We start from the raw sequence: 17,766 nt of genomic DNA on the forward strand, positions 1-17,766 counted from the left end.
CGAGGTCGGCCATCATCCGCACGTCCTCGCGGAAGCGGTGGTAGTGGTCGACCGCGGTGTCGCCGGTGTCGCCGTTCGCGACCTTGCCCGGGGTGTGGCTGAAGGTGTCCCAGATCGACGGGGTGCGCCCGTCCTCGGCCCAGGCGCCCTCGATCTGGTACGCGGCGGTGGCCGCACCCCAGGCGAATCCCGGCGGGAAGGCGGACCGGGCCGGGTCGGCGAGGTCGGCCGAGGAGGTGGCCGTGGTGTGCGGATCGGTGACGGTCATACGGGAGCGCTCCCATAGGTGGGTGTGGGAAAGATGGTCACGGTCAGCTCTTCACCGCGCCGGCCGTGATACCGCCGACGATGTGCTTGCCCAGGACGGCGAAGATCAGCAGCAGCGGCAGGGTGCCCACCAGCGCGCCGGTCATGATCACTGCCTGGTTGATGTCGTGGCCGCTGCCGCCGCCGATGCCGGACAGCGCGACCTGGACGGTCGGGTTCTGCTGGGTGAGCACCACGAAGGGCCAGAAGAAGTCGTTCCAGGACTGCACGAACACCAGCATGCCCAGCACGGCCATGGCGGGACGCGCGATCGGCAGCACGACGTGCCAGATGATGCGCAGGCTGTGCGCGCCGTCCACCCGGGCGGCCTCGATCAGCTCCAGCGGCAGAGCCTCGCTGAGGAACTGGCGCATGAAGAACACGCCGAACGCGGCCACCAGCGAGGGCAGGATCACCGACTGGAGCTGGTTGCCCCATTCGAGCTTGGTGATGATCTGGTACAGCGGGATCACGCTGAGCTGCGGCGGGATCGTCATGGTCGCGACCACGAGGGTGAGCAGCGCGTTCCGTCCGCGGAACTCCAGCTTCGCGAAGGCGAAGCCGGCGAGCGTGGAGAACAGCACCGTGCTGAGCGAGACGCAGCCGGCCACGATCGTCGAGTTGAGGAGCGCCTTGCCCATGTCCGCCTGGCTCCAGGCGGTGGAGATGTTGGTCCAGAGCTGGTTGCCGGGCAGCAGCGGCGGCGGCGACAGGGCCACCCGCTCGCCGGTGTGGCTGGCCGCCACGAACGTCCAGTACAGCGGGAAGAGCGAGAGCAGCGCGGCGATGCCGAGGATCACGTACGTGACCGGGCCGGCCTTGTCCTGGTCGCCGGCGCCGGGCCGGAACCGCCTGCGCAGCGGCGCGGTGGAGATGACGGCCATGGTTCAGCCTCCCAGCTTGGTGCGGTTGCGACGGGCGACGAGCATCTGGATCAGCCCGATCAGCAGAAGGATCAGCAGCATCGTCCAGGCGACCGCCGAGGCGCGGCCCAGCTGACGGCTCGGCCAGCCGAGCTCGTACAGGTACAGGCTGAGCGTCTGGAACTGGTGCGCCGAACCGCCGCTGACGCCGACGCCGCCGCCGAACAGCATCGGCTCGCCGAAGAGCTGGGTGGCGCCGATGGTCGACACGATGATCGTGAACAGGATGGTCGGCTTGATCGACGGGATGGTGATCCGCGTGAACTGCTGCCAGCGCGAGGCGCCGTCGAGGCTCGCGGCCTCGTACAGGTCCTTCGGCACGGCCTGCATGGCGGCCAGGTAGATCAGGGCGTTGTAGCCCGTCCACCGCCAGGTCACGATGGTCGACACGGCGATCTGCGAGGGCCAGGTGTCGGCGTACCACTGCGTGTGGTCGATGCCGACCATGCCCAGCAGCCAGTTGATCATGCCGTAGTCGGGGTTGAAGAGCTGGACGAAGACCAGCGTGGCCGCGGCGATCGAGGTCGCGTACGGCGCGAGGATCGCGACGCGGAGGAACCCGCGGCCCCGCATCCGGTAGTTGAGCAGGTGCGCCAGGCCGAGGGCCATCAGCAGCTGCGGGACGGTCGAGATCACCCCGATGGTGAAGGTGTTCCGCAGCGCCGTCCAGAACTGCTCGGTCTCCCAGAGACGGGTGTAGTTGTCGATGCCGCGCCACTCCGTGACATCCGGGGTGAGCAGGTCGACGCGGTGGAGCGACAGCCAGCCCGTCCAGATCAGCGGGAACAGGCCGAAGGCGGCGAAACAGATGAAGAACGGTGCGATGTACGCGTACGGCGAGGCCTTGAGGTCCAGGCGGTAGAGCTTGGAGCGCCAGGCCGGGCGCTGCGGCGGGGCGGAGGGGGCGGAGCGGTGCGGTGCCGTGGTCGGCGCCGAGCCGTCCTCGGCCGCGGCTCGGATGGAGGTGGCCACTGGGTTGTCCTTCCCGGGAGTGGCTGTCGTCTGTGTGCGGTGCCGCCCGGCCGGGCAGAGCCCGGCCGGGCGGGGGTGTCACCGGTGGGGGGTCAGGTCCTCACCGGGTCGTACCCTCGGGCTGATCAGCCTTCGACCTTGTCCTTGACGGTCTTGACGACGGTCTCCCAGGCCTTGGCCGGGTCGGTGCCGTGCTCCTCGATGTCGAGGATGCCGTTGTCGGTGATGATCGTCTTCACGGTGCCGTCCTGCTCGCCGATCGCCGACGGCTGGATGCCGGCCGCGGCGGCCGCGAAGATCTGGCCGGTCGGGGTGTCACCGAAGTAGTCGAGCTTGGCGCTCTGGACGGCGGGCAGCTGCAGGCCGGCCGTGGTCGAGGGCAGGTTGCCGACCTTGGTGAAGACCTTCGCCTGCTGCTCCGGGGCGGTCAGCCACGCGGCGAGCGCGGCGGCCTCCTTCTGGTGCTTGCCGGCCTTCGGGACGCTCAGGAACGCGCCGCCCCAGTTGGACGCGACCGGCGGGGCCGCGATGTCCCACTTGCCCTTGCCCGCGTCGCCGGAGTACTTGCTGATCAGGCCGGTCATCCAGGACGGGCAGACCACGGTGGCGAACTTGGCGTTCTGGAAGGCGGCGTTCCACGGGTCCTGGAACTGGCGCAGCTTGGCGCTGATGCCGGCCTTGGAGGCGGAGACGGCGGTGTCCCAGGCGGTCTTGACGCCGGTGCTCTTGTCGTAGATCAGCTTGCCGGAGTCGTCCGAGTACTGCTGGGTCTGCGCGGAGAGGACGGCGTTGAACAGGCCGCTCGCGGAGTCGGTGAAGAAGCTGCCGGCCGGGGCCTTGGCCTGGTACTGCTGGCCGGTGGTGACGAACTTCTGCCAGTCGCCCGCCCACAGCTTCGCGACCTCGGTGCGGTCGGTCGGCAGACCGGCCTGCTGGAAGAGGTCCTTGCGGTAGCAGATCGCCATCGGGCCGATGTCGGTGCCGAGGCCGACGAGCTCGCCCTTGGCGCTGGTGGCCTGCTTGCTCTTCCAGGGCAGCCACGCGCCGGCGTTGACGCCCTCGACCTTGCTCAGGTCGGTGAACTTGCTGGCCAGCGTGCCGGTGGCCTGCGCGATGTAGCCGACCTCGACCGCCTGGATGTCGGCCAGGCCGCTGCCCGAGGCGAGGTGCGTGGTCAGGGCGTCCCAGTACTTCTGGCCGTCCTGGGTGGTGTTCGCCTCGATCTTGATGTTCGGGTGGGCGGCCATGTACTCGGTGTACAGGCCGGCCTCGTTGTAGCCGAAGGTGCCGAAGTCACCGACGGTCAGCGTGATCTTCTCGCCCGCGGCCGAGGAGGCACCGTCCGAACCCTTGCTGCCGCCGTCGCTGCTGCACGCAGTCAGCATGAGGGTGGAGGCGGCGAGGACGGCGGTGGCCACGACGGCTGCTCTGCGGGGACGGGAAGTGCTGCGCATTGCGTTCTCCTTGTTCCGGGTGGGGCATCGGGGTGGTGCTGCGCGGTCTGTGGAAGGTGGTGCTGTGACTGCTGCCTGAGTGTTGCCGGGGTGTTTCGGATTTCCTGGGTGTTACCGGTGCGGTGCTACGTCCGTACGGGGGTGGTTCCGGGTGGTGCGGTCCGTGCGGGCGAGCGGCCGCTCCGGGCGTGGGAGGCCGGGCCTCGGGCTGTTGAGCGGTGCTCGTCAGACCCTCTGCTCAGGCGCTGTTCCCAGGGGCATTTCGCCACTAGAGTGTGGGAGCGCTCCCACAGGGGGCATGCCGGAAGGTTCCTTCGTCGCGGGGTCGGGTGTCAAGGGTTGACGTCGTATCCGTTGCCGGAGCGTGTCCTGGGAGTCGCGAAACGGTGTCCTGGGGATACCGTGCGTCGACCTCCGCGGACACCGCGTACGGTCGGGGCCACGGCCCGTACCGACGCCCGGACCGCAGGACGCGCAGCGTCCGGCGGCTTCCCCGGCGGCCGGAACCGGCCACAATGAGCAGGAATCGGGCCGCAAGGCGCCATGAGGAATTCCAAGAGGTGAGCGATGAGCCAGACCGCACAGCCCCCCGCAGGGCCGATGGGCGGCGCCGGGGCGGGCGGTAGGATCTCCGCGCGCCCCACGCTGGAGGAAGTGGCCGCCCTGGCGGGCGTCGGCCGCGGCACGGTGTCCCGGGTGATCAACGGCTCCCCGCGGGTCAGTGACAAGGCCCGCGAGGCCGTGCAGGCCGCCATCGCCGAGCTCGGCTACGTGCCCAACCGCGCCGCCCGCACCCTGGTGACCTCGCGCACGGACTCCGTCGCCCTGGTCGTGCCCGAGGCGGAGACCCGGCTCTTCTCCGAGCCGTACTTCTCCGACATCATCAGCGGCGTCTCCGCCGAGCTCGCCGAGACCGACATGCAGCTGCTGCTGATCCTCGTCCGCAACCAGCGCGAGCGGGAGCGACTTTCGGCCTATCTGACCGCCCAGCGCGTCGACGGCGTACTCCTCGTCTCCGTGCACCAGGACGACCCGCTGCCGAGCATCCTGGAGAGCCTGGAGATCCCCTCCGTGCTCGCCGGCCGCCGCGGCGACCTCGAACCGCTCAGCTACGTGCACGCCGACAACGCCGGCGGCGCCAGGATGGCCGTACGGCACCTGCTGCGCCGCGGCTGCAGCCAGGTGGCCACCATCACCGGCCCGCTCGACATGGAGGTCGCCCAGGCCCGCCTGGGCGGCTACCGGCGGGCCCTGGAGGAGGCCGGGAGGACGTACGACGAGGGGCTCGTCGGACTCGCCGACTTCACCGAGGAGGGCGGCCGCCTGGCGATGCGCGAACTGCTGGAGCGCCGGCCCGGCGTGGACGGCGTGTTCTGCGCCTCCGACCTGATGGCCGCCGGTGCCATGCAGGTGCTGCGCGCCGCCGGCCGGCGGGTGCCCGACCAGGTCGCCGTGATCGGCTTCGACGACTCGATCGTCGCCCGGCACACCGACCCGCAGATGACCAGCGTGCGGCAGCCGATCGAGGAGATGGGCCGCACGATGGCGCGGCTGCTGCTCGACGAGATCTCCGAGCGGGGCCGGGCCCGCCGGCAGGTGGTTCTGGCGACCGAGCTGGTGGTGCGCGACTCGGCGTGAGCGCGAGCGCGAGCACGGGGGAGGGGCCGCGGCCGGGCCCGGGTCGGGCCCGGGTCGGAGGCCTGGGTGCCGGGCGCGGCCGTTCGCCGGGGCCGTCCGCAGGGGCCCTGGGCGGCCGCCGTGCGGGTGTCCGGGCGGGTGTCCGGGCAGCCGGTCCCGGGCCCGGCCGGGACGGCGCCCCCAGGGCCCGGTCCGGGCCCTCCCCCGGGTGCGCGGGCCTGGTGCACCGGCCCGCGCACCCGGCGTGCGTCTTCGGCCCGCCGGGGACACGTGGGCCGGATCGGCCCGTACGGGTCAGGAGTTGGGGCGGAGCGTCCAGGTGATCGTCATCACGCCGGTGACGGCGCCGTCGGCCCGGGTGATCTCCACGGCGACGGGGAACTCGGGACGCTCGCCCCTGTCGAGCTCGGCGACGATCTCCGCGGCGGGGCGCCCGAGCGTGGCCGTGGCCGTCACGGCGCCCATCGCCAGCTTCTTGTAGCCGATCTCGGCCTTGACCGCGAGCGGCACCGCGCGCGACAGCTGCTCGCCGAAGGTGGCCAGCACGATGCAGCCGCTCGCGGACTCGCCGAGGGTGAACATCGCGCCGGCGTGCGGGCCCGCCACGTGGTTGTGGAACTCCGGCTGGTCCGGGAGGCGCAGCACGGCCCGCTCGGGGCTCGTCTCCAGGTACTCCAGCTTGAGGGTGCGGGCCATGGGGACGGTGGAGTCGAGCAGCTGCCCGATCGAGGGTGTGGTGGTCATGGCAGCATGTTACTGACAGGTAGCTTCAAGGGGGAGGCCCGGGGCGGCGCGGTCGGTTCGGCCGCTCGCCGGAGGGCCCCGGGGCCGGCGCGGGCCGCAACGCACCCCGCTGCGGCGGGCGGGCGGGGGTCGGCGGGTGACCCGGCTCTGTCCGGCCCGTCGATCCGGTCGGCGGTGCTGCGTCGGCGGTCCGACAGTTCACGGGAGGGCGGCGCGGAGTGGCCGTCGCGGTACTGCCGCGGCGCGGCGCGTACGGAAACGCCTGAGGCCCCGATCTCTTGAAGAGATCGGGGCCTCAGGCCTGTTGGGGTGAGTGACGGGACTTGAACCCGCGGCCACCTGGACCACAACCAGGTGCTCTACCAACTGAGCTACACCCACCATCTGTCCGGGGCGTTCCCGCTCCGACAGGAAGAACTCTACAGGATCCGAGAGGGTGCTCGCGCCAGGGTTTCGAGGTCGGGCGGCCCCCTGATGGTCCGGTGGGGGCCCGTGCCCGAGGGGCGGGGGCGGGAGCCGTGGGACGGGGCGCCCGCGGGCGGGACGGCGCGGCCCGCCGGTCGGCGGGCCACGGGGCGGCAGCCGCCCCCGCGCCGTTCGGTCAGTCGTTCGGCAGCTGGTGCCGCGCGGCGATCTCCCGTGCGGTGTCCCCGTCCGGGCCCGGCTGCGGCACGAACACGGCCTCGCGGTAGTACCGGAGTTCGGCGATGCTCTCGCGGATGTCCGCCAGTGCCCGGTGGTTCCCGCCCTTCTGCGGGCTGTTGTAGTAGGCGCGCGGGTACCAGCGGCGGGCGAGCTCCTTGATCGAGGAGACGTCCACGATCCGGTAGTGCAGGTGCCCTTCGAGCGCCGGCATGTCCCGGGAGAGGAAGCCCCGGTCGGTGGCCACCGAGTTGCCGCAGAGCGGGGTCTTGCCCGCCTCCGGGGCGTGCTCCCGGATGTAACCCAGCACCAGCTCCTCGGCCTCGGCCAGGGTCACGCCGGCCGCCAGCTCGTCGAGCAGGCCGGAGGCGGTGTGCATCGTGCGCACCACGTCCGGCATCCCCTCCAGGGACTCCGCGGGCGGGCGGATCACCACGTCCACACCCTCGCCGAGGATGTTCAGCTCGGAGTCCGTGACCAGCGCCGCGACCTCGATCAGGGCATCCCTCCCGAGGTCGAGGCCGGTCATCTCACAGTCGATCCACACCAGACGGTCATTCACGCCACTCACCCTACGGCGCGATCGCGCGACGCGGACAGCGGCCGGGCCGCCGATCCGGGCGGCACCGCCGCGCCGGACCTGCCCGCCGCGGGGCCGGACGGCCCGTCGGGACGCCCGGACGGGCCTGCGGCGGCCTCGCGGTCCGGCTCGCGCGCGGCGGCGCGGCCGCCACCCGCCTCGGACGGCGCGAGGTGCTCGGCCCGGTGCCCCTGCCCCTGGTCGCGGGCGCTCGGCTGGTCGTGCCCGTCCTCGTCGGCGACGGCGTGCTCCACGGGCCGGTCGGCCCGCCCGTCCGCCCGGCGGTCCGCCGACCGCTCGGCCCGGCGTGCGGGCGCAGCGTCGGCCGGCCGCTCCGCCACCGGCGGGCGCGGCCGACGGCCGGTCACCGGACCCGGCTGCGGCGGCACGACGGCACCGGGCCGCCGGCGTCCGGCACCGCCCTGCACCGCACCGGAACCCTGGCCGGACGGCTGGGCCGCTCCCGGCGAGCCGTGGCCGGCGCCCGGCCCGTGCCCGTGCTGACCCGGGTGCCCGCCGTGGCCGCCGTGCCCCGCGGAGGTCTGCCCGGCGGAGGTCTGGCCGGGGTGGCCGCCCGGATGCCCGGACCCCGGCTGGGTGCCCGGGGTGTGCGCCGACAGCGCGCCGGTGAACCGGTCGGCCGGACCGCCCTGCGACGGCACCGCCGCAGCTGCGGGACGCCGTGCGCGGTAACTCGTCCGGTACGCCGCGGGGGAGACCCCGAGCTGGCGGCGGAAGTGCCCGCGCAGCGCGACCGGCGAGCGGAAGCCGCAGCGCCGTGCGACGTCGTCGACGGAGAGGTCGGAGGTCTCCAGCAGCCGCTGCGCCTGCAGCACGCGCTGCGTGATGAGCCACTGCAGCGGCGCGCTGCCGGTCAGGGTCCGGAACCTGCGGTCGAAGGTGCGGCGGCTCATGTAGGCGCGGGCGGCGAGCACTTCGACGTCGAACTGCTGGTTGAGGTTCTCCAGGGCCCAGGTGACGACCTCGGCGAGGGGGTCGTTGCCGATCTCCTCCGGTAAAGACTGGTCGATGTACTGGGCCTGTCCGCCGGCGCGCCGGTTGGGCACGACCAACCGCCGCGCGAGCGCGTTGGCGGCCTCGGTGCCGTGGTCGGTGCGCACCACGTGCAGGCACAGGTCGATGCCCGCGGCCGTGCCGGCGGAGGTCAGCACGTCACCGTCGTCCACGAACAGTTCGCGCGGGTCGACGTGCACGCGCGGGTAGCGCTTGGCCAGGGTCGGGGCGTACATCCAGTGGGTCGTCGCCGGGCGGCCGTCGAGGAGCCCCGCCGCGGCGAGCACGAACGCACCGGTGCAGAGCCCGATGATCCGCGCACCCTCGTGGTGCGCCTTGCGCAGCGCGGCGATCGCCTCGACCGGCGGCGGCTGGGAGATCGACCGCCAGGCGGGCACGACGATCGTGCCCGCGCGGGACAGCGCCTCCAGCCCGTAGGGAGCGGTCAGGGTGAGACCGCCCGTCGTGGCGAGCGGGCCCTCCTCGCCGGCGCACACGAGCAGGCGGTAGCGGGGCACCCCGGCGTCCTGCCGGTCGACGCCGAAGACCGACAGCGGGATCGAGCTCTCGAAGATCGGGGCGCCGCCGAAGATCAGGACGGCGACCGTCTCGCGTCGGCGCCGGCCGGACAGCTTGCGCTGCGCCGCGGCGACGTGCGCCGGGACGGCGGGGCCGCCTCCGGCCACGGCCTGGGGGAGGTGGCCGGAGGGGGCCGAGGAGGGCGACGGGGCCCCGGACACGCCGTGCTCCGCCCCGCCCGACGGCGGCGGGCCCGCCTGGGCCTGGCCTGCGAGTGCGGGGTGGAGGGGGGCGCCGAGGTGATCCGATGTCAGGAGTGCCGCGCGCGCGGGTGCGGGCGTACGGGCTGTCGGCCCGTCAGCTCTGGCGGGACGGCCCGGGAGGCCGGTCGGCGGCTGGCCGCCGTCAGGACCCGTGTCGCTCCTGCTCACCCTGCTCAAGGCGCTCCAGCCCCCTCGGTGGTGTGGTGTGGTGCTGCGGCACTGCCCGCCAAGATCGAATCTACTGGGTGGACCGTTGCTGTTGTGACAAGTTCACCATCCGACGCTATGTCGACATGGCAATTTGGCGTGATGCATTCGATCACGAAGCGTGGCACCCGTCGACCTCTCTGGGAAGGGGGCGGGCGCAACGCTGGCTTGTTGTCGCACGACCGATCCTGAGGCCCTGCGGATCCGCCGAGCCTGTCGGCGGCCCTGGACTGCGAGTTTGGCCAACCATCCGGGTGCGTAGCGAGATTGGCTGAAAATGGACGGTACGAAACGGGGCGCACGGAACGCTTCCGCGCGCCGTCGTGAGCCTGCCTGCGCAGGGCGGAAGCCGCCCTCGGGAGGGGCGCTGACGAACGGTTAGGGTCACCGCATGGACACGCGCAGCCGGCTCGAACTGGCCAACGACAACGCCGCCGCGTTCTGGCTGGCCCAAGCCCGCTCCCGGGGCTGGGAGTTCGTGCGCCGACCCGGGTTCGTGGCGGTCCGCTGCGACGGCGGGCCGGCCGACACCCACCGGGTGGTGATCACCCGGCCGTACGCGGACCAGGAACGGACGACGGCCGAGGTGGTCGCCGTCCTGCACGGATGGAGCACGACGGCACTCTGCCTGGAGGACCCGTACGGCGGGCTCGATCTCGCCCGGCACGGCTGCGAGGCCGCACTGGGACAGGCGGTGATGACGCGTCGGCCGGGTGCCGTGGCGGACCCCGGGGCGGGTCGCGGTACGGGCGGTACCGGACGCGTGACCGTGGCGGAGGCCCGCACCCCGGACGGCCTCGCCGAGGCCGAGCGGACGGTCGTCGACGGCTTCCCGATGCCCGCCCGGATGACCGGGGAGCGTGGAGACATGCTGCCCCCGGTCCTGCTGGGCACCGCCGGCTTCCGCGCCTGGACGGCGAGGATCGACGGCCGGCCGGCCGGTGCCTGCCTGAGCTACGACGACGGGGAGGCCGTCGGCCTCTACTCCCTGGCGACCCTGCCCGAGTGCCGGTCGCGAGGGGTCGGGCGGGCGATGGTCGCCGCCGTGCTGGAGGCCCACCCGGGCCGGGAGGCGACCCTCGTGTCGACGCTGCTGGGCGAGCCGCTCTACCGCCGCCTCGGCTTCGTCGAACAGGGCGTGAGCCGGTGGTGGCGCTACCCGGCGACGCCCTCGGCGATGACCGTGTAGCGCGGACTCCCGGCCCGGAACCCCGAAGCCGGAGCTGCGGCCGGCGCTGACACTGCCGCCGCCGTGGCGCCGGGACCGGCGCTGGTACTGGTAGCGGCAGCGGCGCCGGTACCGGTGGGCGCAGCCGTGCCGAGGCCCGGGGCCGACCGGAAGAGCGTCGTGGGCGGCTGGGTGTCCGTCGTCCGACCGGCGGCGCGGCGGGCCGCCGCCTGCTGGGTCACGGCCCGGCGCACCGCGGCCCGGTTGGCGGTGCCGACCGTGGGCGCGTTGCGCGCACTGAGCACCAGGCCGACCGCCTCCGGCAGCCCGGCGGCGCTGAGGGTCGGCCGGTAGCCGCGCTCCGCCCAGGGGCGGCCCTGGTGCAGCCACACGCTGCGCAGCCCGGTCACCTCGGCACCGGCGATGTCGGCCGGGGCGTGGTCGCCGACCATCCAGGTGCCCGATTCCCAGCCCGGGCCCGGTGTGATGCCGCAGCGCCGGGCGGCGATCTCGAAGATGAGGGGGTCGGGCTTCACGCACTTGGCCTCCTCGGAGATCACCCACCCGTCGACGAGCGGGCCGAGGCCGGTCCGGCGGATCTTCTCCAGCTGGGCCTTGGTGCCGCCGTTGCTGACGATGCCGAGCGTCCAGCCGGAGGCGCGTGCCGTCCGGAGCGCCGCGACGTGGTCCGCGGGGCAGTGGATGTGGGCGTTGATGCCGCGCCGGTAGTGGGCGAGGAGGAGTTCGAGGGAGTGGTCGAGTCCGTAGCGGCGCTTCGCGGCGCCCAGTACGGTGCTGCGCGGCACGTAGCCGCTGCCGTCGATCGTGGTGAACCAGTCGATGTCGTCGGCGGGCAGCCGGTGTTCGTCCAGGAAGTCCTGGGCCCAGGCCCGGAAGGCGGCGTCCCTGGGCAGCAGGGTGTTGTCGAGGTCGAACAGGAGCAGCGGCATGCCGTGCATGCTGCCAGGGGCGGGCGCCTATGCACCTGGCAAATGCCAATCGCCGACCGGTGGGCGACCGAAATGGCCGAATCCGGACGGTCACCGCCCGGTCGCTCGCCGCTACGTCCGGGAGGGCGTGCTGCCCGGCCGTCGGCCCCGCTGCCGGGCCGTGGAGCAGGTCGTGGAGCAGGCCGTGGAGCAGATCGTGGCAGCTCACGGCGGCGACGTGAGCTGCCGGGTTCGCGCCGGGGCCGCGTCGTGCCCGTGCCGTGCTCGTGCCGTGCCCGTGGTGCGGCTGCGATGCGGTGCCCGCGGCGTCGTCGCACTCGGTTCCCATCGTGCCGGGCGCCGGTCACGGCGCGTACATCCGCCGATGACGGTCGGGTCACGTTGTGTCTACGGGCTGTTGCGCCGACGGCGGGTTGTCGGTCAAGCTCCTGGGAACCTCTGTGCCCGGCTGTCCTCGGCGCCGTTCGCGAGGGGGCTTGCACGTGGAGGTGCGCGCGGTCCGTCCGCGGGAACCTCGACGGATCGGGTTTCGATGGCTGGGCCGGGTTTCCTGCCCGTCGTACTCTGAGAGGGACAGGTCGCGTTCGGTGGTGCTCGGCGGAGAGCGTTTCGGTGCCGCGGGTGGGTCTGCTGTCCGGGCAGCCCTGTCGTGTCCTGTCGGCCCGTCTGCTGCGAAGAGCTGTGAGCGATGGCTGGTTTTGAGCCGCCCCTGCCCGCCGGTGCGGATGCCGGTGGTGGCGGGTCGCTGTCGGTCGGCGAGTCCGCCGGAGGGCGTTGGCGTGCGCGCCGTGTCGCACTGCAGGCTGCCCGCGACGCAGCCCGCCGTGTGTGGCCCCGGTCGGGCCGGCACCGCACAGGGAGCGGGGATGACGTACGAGGTGGAGCTGCGCCCGGGGCGGTCGCGCCGGGCGGCGGTACGCCGGTCGGGCCGCAGCGTCCGGCGATGCGGCGGGACGACGGTTCAGGTGGCGGGGGCGAGGCGTTGACCGACGGGCAGGGGGCGGCCACCGGCCGCACCGATGGTGACGGCGAGCCGATGCTGAAGGAACAGGTGTCGCGGGCGTGCGACCCGGTCTTCCAGCACGGGGTCGTCGTGGGTTTCGACGGGTCGCTGTCCAGTGAGCGCGCACTGGCGTACGCGGTCGGCATGGCGCGGCGGTCCCGCTGCGGGCTGGTGATCGTGCACGTGGCGAACCGGCTGCCCGCCACGGTGTGGGCCGGCTGCGAACCTCCTGTCTTCGTCGACATGCCGGATCACCGGACGGAGATCCTCGGCCTCGAACTGGCCTGTGCGGACTACCTGGCCGGTGTGCCGTGGGTCCTGGTCGAGCGTGGCGGCGACATCTGCCACGAGATCGAGGAGGTCGGCAGGGAGTACGCCGCCGACGCGATCGTGGTCGGCAGCACCCACGGCCTGCTCGGCAGGATCTTCGGCTCGGTGTCCGGTCGGCTCGCCCGCCGTGCCAACCGGCCCGTCATCGTCATTCCCTGACGGTCGCCCGGGCAGGGTGTGGTGCGTCGGCCCGCACCAACCCTGCCCGCGCCACCCGGGCCACCACCCTGCCCGCGCCCGCCCGAGGCGCCGTACCGCTTCCGGAAGCGCCTCAGGGGTTCACGCCGAGCTCTCGCGCGATGAGCATCCGCTGGACCTCCGAGGTGCCTTCACCGATTTCGAGGATCTTGCAGTCGCGCCAGAACCGGGCGACCGGGAACTCGTTCATGAAGCCGTACCCCCCGTGGATCTGGGTGGCCTCGCGTGCGTTGTCCACGGCGGCCTCCGACGCGTACAGCTTGGCGATCGCAGCCTCCTTCTTGAACGGCTCGGCGTGCAGCAGCCGGGAGGCGGCGTCCCGCCAGGCCAGGCGGGAGGTGTGGGCGCGCATCTCCATGTCGGCGAGCTTGAACTGGATGACCTGGTTGGCGCCGATGGGCCGCCCGAAGGCGCGCCGCGTACCGGCGTAGGTGACGGACTGGTCGACGCATCCCTGGGCCAGGCCGGTGGCCAGGGCTGCGATGGCGATGCGCCCCTCGTCGAGGATGCGCAGGAACTGGGCGTACCCGCGGCCGCGGGTACCGAGCAGGTTGGCCGCCGGCACCCGGCAGTCGGTAAAAGAGAGTTCGCGAGTGTCGGAAGCGTTCCATCCGACCTTGGAGTATTTCTTCGAGACCTGGAAGCCGGGCGTGCCGGCCGGCACGATGATCGAGGAGATCTCCCGGGTCGGCGCGAGCGTCCCGCCGCCCGTGCCCGATCCGGCCGTGGGCTCCGTCAGGGCGGTCACGGTGACCAGCCCCGTGATGTCGGTGCCGGAGTTGGTGATGAAGCACTTGGTGCCGTTGATCACCCACTCGTCGGTGGCGCCGTCGTAGCGTGCCGTGGTGCGGGTCGCACCTGCGTCGGTGCCGCCCTCCGGCTCGGTCAGGCCGAACGCGCCCAGCATCTCGCCGGAGGTCAGCCGCGGCAGCCAGGTGCGCTTCTGCTCGTCGGTGCCGAAGAGGTACACCGGCATCGCGCCGAGCGACACCGCCGCCTCCAGGGTGATCGCCACGGAGGAGTCGACCCGGGCCAGCTCCTCCAGGGCGATGCACAGGGCGAAGTAGTCGCCGCCCATGCCGCCGTACTCCTCGGGGAACGGCAGCCCGAAGAGCCCCATGCGCCCCATCTCGCGGACGATCTCGTACGGGAACTCGCCCTGCTCGTAGAACTCGCCGATCTTCGGCGCGACCAGGTCGTTCGCGAACTCCGCGACGGTGCGGCGCAGTTCTTCGTGCTCGGTGCTCAGCCGGTGGTCGAGCATGGGGTCCTCCTGGATAGCGGCGGGTGTGCCGGACGTGCGGCGGGGTGTGCCGGTGGTGCCTGGTGCCTGGTGCCTGGTGCGGGCCGTGCGGGCCGTGTGCGCGGGTCGCGGGTGTACGGCGGGCCGTGCGGGCCGTGCGGCGGGGTCTACGGCGGGACGGGGTGAGGGGGCCGGTGGCCGGGGGTGCTCCCGGCCCGGTGTCAGGCGGAGCCGCCCAGCAGGGCCCGGAGGGTCCGTGACGGGCTCGGCCGGCCGAGCTGCCCGGCCATCCAGCCGCTGGTCGCGGCGAGTGCGGCCAGGTCGACGCCGGTCTCGATGCCGAGGCCGTGGAGCATCCAGACGAGGTCCTCGGTGGCGAGGTTGCCGGTCGCGCTCTTCGCGTACGGGCAACCGCCGAGGCCGCCCGCCGAGGCGTCCACGACGGTCACGCCCGACCGCAGCGCGGCGAGCGTGTTGGCCAGCGCCTGGCCGTACGTGTCGTGGAAGTGCACCGCCAGCCGTGCCATCGGCACGCCGGCCCGGGCGAACCCCGCGAGCAGCGCGGTGACCTGGCCGGGCGTGGCCGTGCCGATGGTGTCGCCGAGGCTCAGCTCGGCGCAGCCCATCTCCAGCAGCCGCACCCCGAAGCCGATCACCTGCGCGGCCGGGACGGGCCCCTCCCACGGGTCGCCGAAGCACATCGACAGGTAGCCGCGCACCGGCACGCCGGCCGCCGTCGCGCGCGCCACGACGGGGTCGAACATCGCCATCGCCTCGTCCGCGGAGCGGTTGAGGTTGCGGCGGGCGAACGTCTCGGTGGCGCTGGCGAACACCGCCACGTCCGTGGCGCGGTGCGCGAGCGCACGGTCGAGACCGCGCTCGTTCGGGACGAGCACGGGGAGCCGCAGCCCGGGGTGGCGCCCGGGGAGTCCGGCCAGGCGGGGCATCAGGTCCTCGGCGTCGGCCAGCTGGGGCACCCACTTCGGGTGGACGAAGCTGGTCGCCTCCACGGTGCGCAGCCCGGCCCCGGCGAGCCGCGCGACGAACTCCGCCTTGACCTCGACGGGCACGAGGGCGCTCTCGTTCTGCAGGCCGTCCCGCGGCCCGACCTCGTGGATCCGCACCCGCGTCGGCAGCGACGGGTCCGGCACGGGATCGGGCAGCCCGAGGGCGAGCACGCCCGGCTCGGCCGTGCCGGTGGTGCGCGGGTCGCCGCTCACGAGGCCACCTCCGCCGGGGCGGTCGCCGTCGCCGTTGCAGGGGCCGCTGCGCCGGGGCCCGTACCGGCGCCGTCCGCGGGGGTGTCGTCGTCGGCGGTCACCACGGCGAGCACCTCGTCCATGGCGACGGTCGAGCCGGCGCGTGCGCGCAGCTCGGTGACGGTGCCGTCGTGCGGTGCCGCGATGACGTGCTCCATCTTCATGGCCTCCAGGACCAGCAGGGCCTGACCCCGGGCCACTCGTTCGCCGGACGCGGCCTTGACCACCGTCACGGTGCCCGGCATCGGCGCGGTCAGGGCGCCGTGGTGGGCGCCGCCCGCGGCGGTGCGCTCCGCGACGGGGTCGTGCGTGTGGACGGGCCAGGCGTCCCCGTCCGCGGCGAGCCAGTCGACGCGGCCGGTCGCCCGGTGGTCGGCGGTGTGGACGAACGTCGTGCGCAGGCCGTCGACGGAGACGTGCAGGCGGTCGCCGTCGCGGTCGGCGACGGCCCGGTGCACCGGGCCGTCGCCGATCCGCACCTGCAGGTCGGGGGTGGTTCCTGACGGGCTGTCGGCGGGGTCGGTCACGGTTCCGGGTGCGACCGGTCGGACGAGCACGGTGACGGGCTCGCCGCCGGCCGGACGGAGGCGGTGGGCCGTCCAGGCGGCCTCGCCGCCCAGCCGCCATCCGGAGGGGAGGGAGTAGGGGTCGGTCCAGCCGCCGGGTGTGCCGGCGGGGGCGAGGTCGAGCTGCCGTGCGAGCGCGGCGGCGACGAGCAGCAGGTCCGGGGAGGCGGCCGTGTCCGGCCCGGACCCGGCGGCACCGGTGCGGGTGTACGGCGAGCTCAGCAGGACGGGGGTCTCCTGAGCGACCCGTTCGACCAGCCCGGTGTCGAGCCGGCCCGCGGCGACCTCGGGGTGTGCGAGCAGGCGCCGCAGGAAGCCGGTGTTGGTGGTGACGCCGAGGATGCGGGTGTCGGCGAGTGCGGCCCGCAGGCGCCGCAGCGCGGTCGGGCGGTCGGGCCCGTACGCGATCACCTTCGCCAGCATCGGGTCGTAGAGGCTGCCGATGTCGGAGCCGGTGGCGACGCCCGAGTCGACCCGGATGCCCTCGCCCACGGGCTCGTCGAGGAGGAGGATGCGGCCGCCGGTGGGCAGGAAGTCGCGGTCCGGGTCCTCGGCGCAGATCCGGGCCTCGACGGCGTGGCCCTGGAAGGAGATGTCCGCCTGGGTGAAGGCCAGCGGTTCGCCGGCCGCGGCGCGCAGCTGCCACTCGACGAGGTCGAGCCGGTGCGCGGCGGGTGTGCCCGCGCCGACGGCGACGGCCAGTTCGGTGACGGGGTGCTCCACCTGGAGCCGGGTGTTCATCTCCATGAAGAAGAAGTCCAGGACGCCTTCGGGCGCGGCCGCACCGGGCGCCAGACCGGGCACGATGAACTCCACCGTGCCGGCCCCGGTGTAGCCGCACGCCTCGGCGGCGCGTACGGCGGCTGCGCCCATGGCGGCCCGGGTCGCCTCGTCGAGCAGGACGGAGGGAGCTTCCTCGATCAGCTTCTGGTGGCGGCGCTGCAGGCTGCACTCGCGTTCGCCGAGGTGCACCGTGGCGCCGTGGGCGTCCGCGAGCACCTGCACCTCGATGTGGCGCGGACGGTCGACCCAGCGCTCCAGCAGCAGGGTGTCGTCGCCGAACGCGGTGCGGGCCACCCGGCGGGCCGCGGCGATCTCGGTCGGGAGGTCCGCGGGATCCCGCACGAGGCGCATGCCCTTGCCGCCGCCGCCGGCGGACGGCTTGAGCAGCACCGGGTAGCCGATCTCGACGGCGGCTTCTACGAGCTCGGCGTCGGTCGGGGAGCCGCCCCTGCTGCCGGGCACCACCGGCACCCCGGCGGCGCGGACGGCCTCCTTGGCGTTGATCTTGTCGCCCATCAGCTCCACCGCGGCCGGCGGCGGACCGATGAAGACGACTCCCGCCTCGGCGCACGCCCGGGCGAACGCCGGGTTCTCGGCGAGGAAGCCGTAGCCGGGATGCACGGCCTGCGCACCGGTGCGGCGGGCGGCGTCGAGCAGCAGGTCGGCGCGCAGGTAGGTGGCGGCGGCCGAGCTGTCGTCGGCCCCGTCCGGGCCCAGGCGGACGGCCAGGTCGGCGGCGCGGACGTGCGGTGCGTCCGCGTCGGCGTCGCTGTGGACGGCGACGGACCGGATGCCGAGCCGCCGCAGGGTGCGGATCACCCGCAGGGCGATCTCACCCCGGTTGGCGACCAGAACGGTGTCGAACATGGGAGGCGTTCCTCCGGATCGAGGGGGAGGTGGTGGTGCCGGGCGCGTCCGGCGGCGGGTCTGCGGTGCCCGGCGAGGGGCCGGGGCCGTACGGGCCGTACGAGCCGTACGGGGCGGGCGGAGGGCGGTGGGCCCGT

The 17,766-nt window shown here is 73.6% G+C and carries 13 protein-coding genes, 1 tRNA gene and 1 pseudogene; 3 read left to right on the top strand and 12 right to left on the bottom strand.

Going from position 1 to position 17,766, the window contains the following annotated elements; genetic code table 11:
* The 4 genes from SNE206_RS37505 to SNE206_RS37520 form a co-directional block, all read right to left on the bottom strand.
* Window positions 1–268 (bottom strand): family 1 glycosylhydrolase (locus SNE206_RS37505; protein ID WP_407918067.1); only part of this gene is annotated, 268 nt, incomplete at its 3' end.
* A gap of 43 nt (window positions 269–311) precedes the next feature.
* On the bottom strand, window positions 312–1,190 hold the full coding sequence (locus tag SNE206_RS37510; RefSeq protein ID WP_407918068.1) for a carbohydrate ABC transporter permease: 879 nt from the start codon (window positions 1,188–1,190) through the stop codon (window positions 312–314).
* A 3-nt stretch (window positions 1,191–1,193) separates the two neighbouring features.
* Complete coding sequence (locus tag SNE206_RS37515; protein WP_407918069.1) at window positions 1,194–2,201, bottom strand: carbohydrate ABC transporter permease; 1,008 nt, start codon at window positions 2,199–2,201, stop codon at window positions 1,194–1,196.
* A 125-nt stretch (window positions 2,202–2,326) separates the two neighbouring features.
* Window positions 2,327–3,655, bottom strand: a complete 1,329-nt coding sequence (locus tag SNE206_RS37520) for an ABC transporter substrate-binding protein (RefSeq protein ID WP_407918070.1) — start codon at window positions 3,653–3,655, stop codon at window positions 2,327–2,329.
* A 567-nt stretch (window positions 3,656–4,222) separates the two neighbouring features.
* On the opposite strand from SNE206_RS37520, the gene SNE206_RS37525 reads away from it, so the two are divergent.
* Window positions 4,223–5,293, top strand: a complete 1,071-nt coding sequence (locus SNE206_RS37525) for a LacI family DNA-binding transcriptional regulator (protein ID WP_407918071.1) — start codon at window positions 4,223–4,225, stop codon at window positions 5,291–5,293.
* Window positions 5,294–5,587: 294 nt separating this feature from the next.
* Here SNE206_RS37525 and SNE206_RS37530 read toward each other — a convergent pair whose 3' ends face one another.
* The 4 genes and pseudogenes from SNE206_RS37530 to SNE206_RS37545 all read right to left on the bottom strand — a co-directional run.
* Window positions 5,588–6,037 carry a DUF4442 domain-containing protein gene (locus SNE206_RS37530; protein WP_407918072.1) on the bottom strand — a complete coding sequence of 150 codons (450 nt, stop codon included), beginning with the start codon at window positions 6,035–6,037 and terminating at the stop codon, window positions 5,588–5,590.
* 305 nt (window positions 6,038–6,342) lie between these two features.
* Window positions 6,343–6,418: transfer RNA gene (locus SNE206_RS37535), tRNA-His, on the bottom strand.
* Window positions 6,419–6,638: 220 nt separating this feature from the next.
* On the bottom strand, window positions 6,639–7,241 hold the full coding sequence (gene orn, locus SNE206_RS37540) for an oligoribonuclease (protein ID WP_407918073.1): 603 nt from the start codon (window positions 7,239–7,241) through the stop codon (window positions 6,639–6,641).
* Window positions 7,242–7,896: 655 nt separating this feature from the next.
* Window positions 7,897–8,959: pseudogene (locus SNE206_RS37545) on the bottom strand (helix-turn-helix domain-containing protein); the annotation flags it as partial.
* 694 nt (window positions 8,960–9,653) lie between these two features.
* On the opposite strand from SNE206_RS37545, the gene SNE206_RS37550 reads away from it, so the two are divergent.
* Window positions 9,654–10,451, top strand: a complete 798-nt coding sequence (locus SNE206_RS37550) for a GNAT family N-acetyltransferase (protein WP_407918074.1) — start codon at window positions 9,654–9,656, stop codon at window positions 10,449–10,451.
* On the opposite strand, the gene SNE206_RS37555 is transcribed toward SNE206_RS37550, so the two are convergent.
* On the bottom strand, window positions 10,418–11,380 hold the full coding sequence (locus SNE206_RS37555) for an HAD family hydrolase (RefSeq protein WP_407918075.1): 963 nt from the start codon (window positions 11,378–11,380) through the stop codon (window positions 10,418–10,420). The two genes, SNE206_RS37550 and SNE206_RS37555, sit on opposite strands and share 34 nt — an antisense overlap.
* Before the next feature lie 1,036 nt (window positions 11,381–12,416).
* Here SNE206_RS37555 and SNE206_RS37560 point away from each other — a divergent pair.
* Window positions 12,417–12,872, top strand: a complete 456-nt coding sequence (locus SNE206_RS37560; RefSeq protein WP_407918088.1) for a universal stress protein — start codon at window positions 12,417–12,419, stop codon at window positions 12,870–12,872.
* 112 nt (window positions 12,873–12,984) lie between these two features.
* Here the strand turns inward: SNE206_RS37560 and SNE206_RS37565 are convergent, their stop codons facing one another.
* From SNE206_RS37565 to SNE206_RS37575, 3 genes are all read right to left on the bottom strand, one after another.
* Window positions 12,985–14,175: an acyl-CoA dehydrogenase family protein gene (locus SNE206_RS37565; RefSeq protein ID WP_407918076.1), complete on the bottom strand. Its 1,191-nt coding sequence runs from the start codon at window positions 14,173–14,175 to the stop codon at window positions 12,985–12,987.
* A 200-nt stretch (window positions 14,176–14,375) separates the two neighbouring features.
* Window positions 14,376–15,374, bottom strand: a complete 999-nt coding sequence (locus SNE206_RS37570; protein ID WP_407918077.1) for a hydroxymethylglutaryl-CoA lyase — start codon at window positions 15,372–15,374, stop codon at window positions 14,376–14,378.
* Complete coding sequence (locus tag SNE206_RS37575) at window positions 15,371–17,629, bottom strand: acetyl/propionyl/methylcrotonyl-CoA carboxylase subunit alpha (protein WP_407918078.1); 2,259 nt, start codon at window positions 17,627–17,629, stop codon at window positions 15,371–15,373. The genes SNE206_RS37570 and SNE206_RS37575 overlap by 4 nt, the downstream gene beginning before the upstream one ends.
* Between the last annotated feature and the right edge of the window lie 137 nt (window positions 17,630–17,766).

The sequence above is a fragment of the Kitasatospora sp. NE20-6 genome, assembly GCF_045862635.1.